Source organism: Intrasporangium sp., from assembly GCF_039812505.1.
GTDB lineage: Bacteria > Actinomycetota > Actinomycetes > Actinomycetales > Dermatophilaceae > Intrasporangium_A.
The window spans coordinates 1-3,138 of sequence record NZ_JBDIAQ010000247.1 but is presented as its reverse complement, the minus strand read 5'-3'; the positions used below and the strand labels follow the sequence as shown (position 1 = coordinate 3,138).

General features: G+C 72.6%; 4 protein-coding genes and 1 tRNA gene. 3 read left to right on the top strand and 2 right to left on the bottom strand.

What is annotated here, in order from left to right:
• Positions 1-135 precede the first annotated feature (135 nt).
• The 3 genes from WMI84_RS17780 (at position 136) to WMI84_RS17770 (ending at position 2,391) form a co-directional block, all read left to right on the top strand.
• Positions 136-218: transfer RNA gene (locus WMI84_RS17780), tRNA-Leu, on the top strand.
• A 447-nt stretch (positions 219-665) separates the two neighbouring features.
• Complete coding sequence (locus WMI84_RS17775; protein ID WP_347355106.1) at positions 666-944, top strand: hypothetical protein; 279 nt, start codon at positions 666-668, stop codon at positions 942-944.
• Between the two features lie 115 nt (positions 945-1,059).
• Positions 1,060-2,391: a family 1 glycosylhydrolase gene (locus tag WMI84_RS17770; protein WP_347355105.1), complete on the top strand. Its 1,332-nt coding sequence runs from the start codon at positions 1,060-1,062 to the stop codon at positions 2,389-2,391.
• Here WMI84_RS17770 and WMI84_RS17765 read toward each other — a convergent pair.
• Both WMI84_RS17765 and WMI84_RS17760 read right to left on the bottom strand, forming a co-directional pair.
• A complete protein-coding gene (locus tag WMI84_RS17765) occupies positions 2,373-2,888 on the bottom strand; it encodes a hypothetical protein (RefSeq protein WP_347355104.1) in 516 nt (171 codons plus the stop codon). The two genes, WMI84_RS17770 and WMI84_RS17765, sit on opposite strands and share 19 nt — an antisense overlap.
• The coding region (locus tag WMI84_RS17760; protein ID WP_347355103.1) for a hypothetical protein at positions 2,857-3,138 on the bottom strand (282 nt) is incomplete at its 5' end. The genes WMI84_RS17760 and WMI84_RS17765, both read right to left, overlap by 32 nt.

Sequence of the window (3,138 nt, the reverse complement as noted above, 5' to 3'; positions counted from 1 at the left end):
CCGCGACATGACCTGCGATCTGACCAACGGCACCGCGACATGACCTGCGACCTGTCGACCTCGCTCGCCTCTCTGGTATCGAGGACCCCGGTTTGGCGATCCCGGGGCTGATGCAGCAGACTTGGGCACTGTCACGCGCGAGTGGCGGAACGGCAGACGCGCTGTCTTCAGGTGGCAGTGTCCTTATGGGCGTGGGGGTTCAAATCCCCCCTCGCGCACCTAGGGCTGGTCAACGAATCAGCCGGCAGAGATGGACGAAACTCCCGGTCGGGGCCACCGGCCGGGAGTTTTGGCATCTGGCGGGGCTTCGACGTCCGGCCCCCGGGCAGGGGGTCATCGGTGGCTGCCGACCCTGGTTGTCAAGGCTCTCTCGCCCGGTCGAGGCTGCTGAAGGCCCTCCACCTCTCTGCAGATGGGGTCAGAGCCGAAAGACATGGTCACGTCCTCAACATGACACAAGACCACAATTGACTCTCCAATAGATCATGGTTACGGCTCGAGTCCGGGTTCCGACCAGAACTTACCCCTGTGCACACGCTCATCGCAGACCGGAGCGCCACGCTGGAACCCGCGTCGTCCCGCTGGGAACTCCAGCCCAGCTTCGGGCCCATGGTCCCTTCCCGCACCCGGCTCGCCTGGGTCATGGTGCCACCGAGGAGGTCATCATGAGCGACGTCGACAAGCCCGGCAGGTCGACCCCGTCCGCGAGGTTGCCGTCTGGGGCGCTCATCGGTATCGGCAGCGGTGTGGGTGCGACGGCTGGAATCCTGCTCGCCACGCTGGTCCGTGCCGATGCCGGGACGGGCCTCGCCCTGGGCGCGGCGTTCGGCGCCGGCGCCGGGGTGGTCGTCGGTGCGGTCATCGAGACCTACCGGTCGAACAGGCCGGCGCGTCCACGCCGGGGCGGCGGTGCCGGACCGACCGGCGGTCCCCCGCCGGCATAGCAGCGCTCCGACAAGGGGGCGGACGCGGTGTGGGCCCCATCCGGGGCCAACCGTCCGACGCCCTCGCGGGCGTGGCCCGGGGGGCAGCGGCGACCGAGCCCACCAGACTGGGCCCATGCCCGACCCACCACCCGACACCGATGACGTCAGCCCCGACGCCACCAGCCCCCTGCTCTTCCGCACCCACGACCTGCTCATCGGCGTAGCCACGGCAGCCCTGCAGATCGAGGGCGGCGACCGCAACAACAACTGGTACGACTGGGCCACCCTGCCCGGCACCATCGCCGACGGCTCGTCCCCGTTGCGCGCCACCGACCACTGGCGGCGCTGGCGCGAGGACACCGCGATCCTGGCCGACCTGGGCCTGCAGACCTACCGGATGTCGGTCGAGTGGTCGCGCATCGAGCCGCGACCCGGCGAGGTCGACCGGGCGGCTTTGGCGCACTACCGCGAGGAGATCGCCGCGGTCCGCGCGGCCGGCATCGAGCCGCTGGTCACGCTGCACCACTTCTCGCACCCGTCCTGGTTCCAGGGCCTCGGGGCCTTCACCAACCCGGCCGCACCGGACCTGTTCCTGCGCCTGACCGAGACCGTCGTGGCGGCGCTCGGCGACCTGGTCACGGACTGGGTCACCATCAACGAGCCCAACGTGTATGCCGTCCAGGCCCACCTCTACGGGCAGGCGCCCCCGGCCCGGCACTCCTGGCCCGCGGTGCGAAGCACACTGCGGCACATGGCGATCGCGCACTGCCGCGCCTACCACCGGATCCACCAGCTCCAACCGGCGGCCAGGGTCGGGTTCGCCCACCACGCAAGGGTCTTCGCACCGTTCAACGCTCACAACCCGCTGCACCGGACATCGAGCGCGCTCGGCCGCGCCCTCTTCCAGGACCTGCTGGCGGACGCCATGCTCGGCGGCCGCTTCTCCCGGCTGCTCGGCCGCCAGCCGGCCGACGTGACGCCCGGCCGGCACTACGACTACCTCGGCCTCAACTACTACAGCCGCAGCGCGGTGCGCGGCCTGGCCGACGGCACCTTCCCCGGGGTGCCGGTGAACGACCTCGGCTGGGAGATCTACCCGGACGGCGTGGTGCAGGTCGCCGCAGACCTGCACCGCCGTTACCCCGGCCCGATCTGGGTCACCGAGAACGGCACCGCCGACGCCGCCGACGCCTTCCGGGCGCGGTTCGTGCACGACCACCTGCGCGCCATCGTCGGCAGCGGGCTGCCCTTCGAGCGTTACTACCACTGGTGCCTGGTCGACAACTGGGAGTGGGCGCAGGGCGAGCGGCCCCGCTTCGGGATCGTCGCGATCGACCACGAGACGCAGCACCGGACCGTGCGTGACAGCGGGCGGTTCCTCGCCCGCGTGATCGCCGACGGCGGGGTCAGCCGGGCCTGTTACGAGCAGTTCGTCGCGGGGCAGGCCTACCCGACGGGGTCGTGAGCCGGCCCGGCCGAGGCGCGGCCCGGCACCGGACACGCCCGCCGACCGGCCAGCCGGGTGCGCACCGCCCACACCAGTCCCCCGACCGACCCGAGCGCGAGCAGCGGCTGCAGCGGCGCGAACCACGTCAGCGCCCCGCCGGCGCCCAGCGCGAGCAGCACGATCTTGTTGCAGACCGGGCAGCCGACCGCGAAGAACGACAGCATCGCAGCGACCAGCCCGCGCCGCGGGGCCCGGTCGTCGGCCGCCACGCCCCGCTCGGCCCCGTCGGCCTCGCGCACGTAGGTGGCCAGCAGCACCCCGCTCAGCACCGACACGACCGCGAGCACCGGATAGCTCCACCAGGTCACCGGGACCTCGCGGCCGAACACCGGGTTGGGGACCACCACGGTCGGCACCCCGACGACGACCGCGGTCCCGACCGCCCCGGCCACCGCAGCGAGCCGCCGCCGCGCACTGCCCAGCTCAGCCGCCGCGGCCGCCAGCATCGGTCCCATGCCGCCCATCCTCCCGTATGCCGCTCACCGCGGTACGGGTCGCGCGTGCCGTTCCCGGGTGGTCGCCGCACGCTGGGCTCGCAGTGGTCGCCTCACCCCCGGTCGGACCCGGGCCGGCCGTCAGCACACACGCGCTCGGCCGGCTCAGCCGTCCCGCCAGCGCGGCGCCGGCAAGGGCCAGCGCGAGCAGCGCGTTGCCGGTCGTGGGCGCCTCCACGGCCACCAGCCAGGCCGCCCCCAGCGCCATCAG

Excerpts from the sequence above, each read along its gene's own strand:
- WMI84_RS17765 (WP_347355104.1), bottom strand. The coding sequence starts at position 2,888 with ATGGGACCGATGCTGGCGGCCGCGGCGGCTGAGCTGGGCAGTGCGCGG.
- WMI84_RS17770 (WP_347355105.1), top strand. The coding sequence starts at position 1,060 with ATGCCCGACCCACCACCCGACACCGATGACGTCAGCCCCGACGCCACC.
- WMI84_RS17775 (WP_347355106.1), top strand. The coding sequence starts at position 666 with ATGAGCGACGTCGACAAGCCCGGCAGGTCGACCCCGTCCGCGAGGTTG.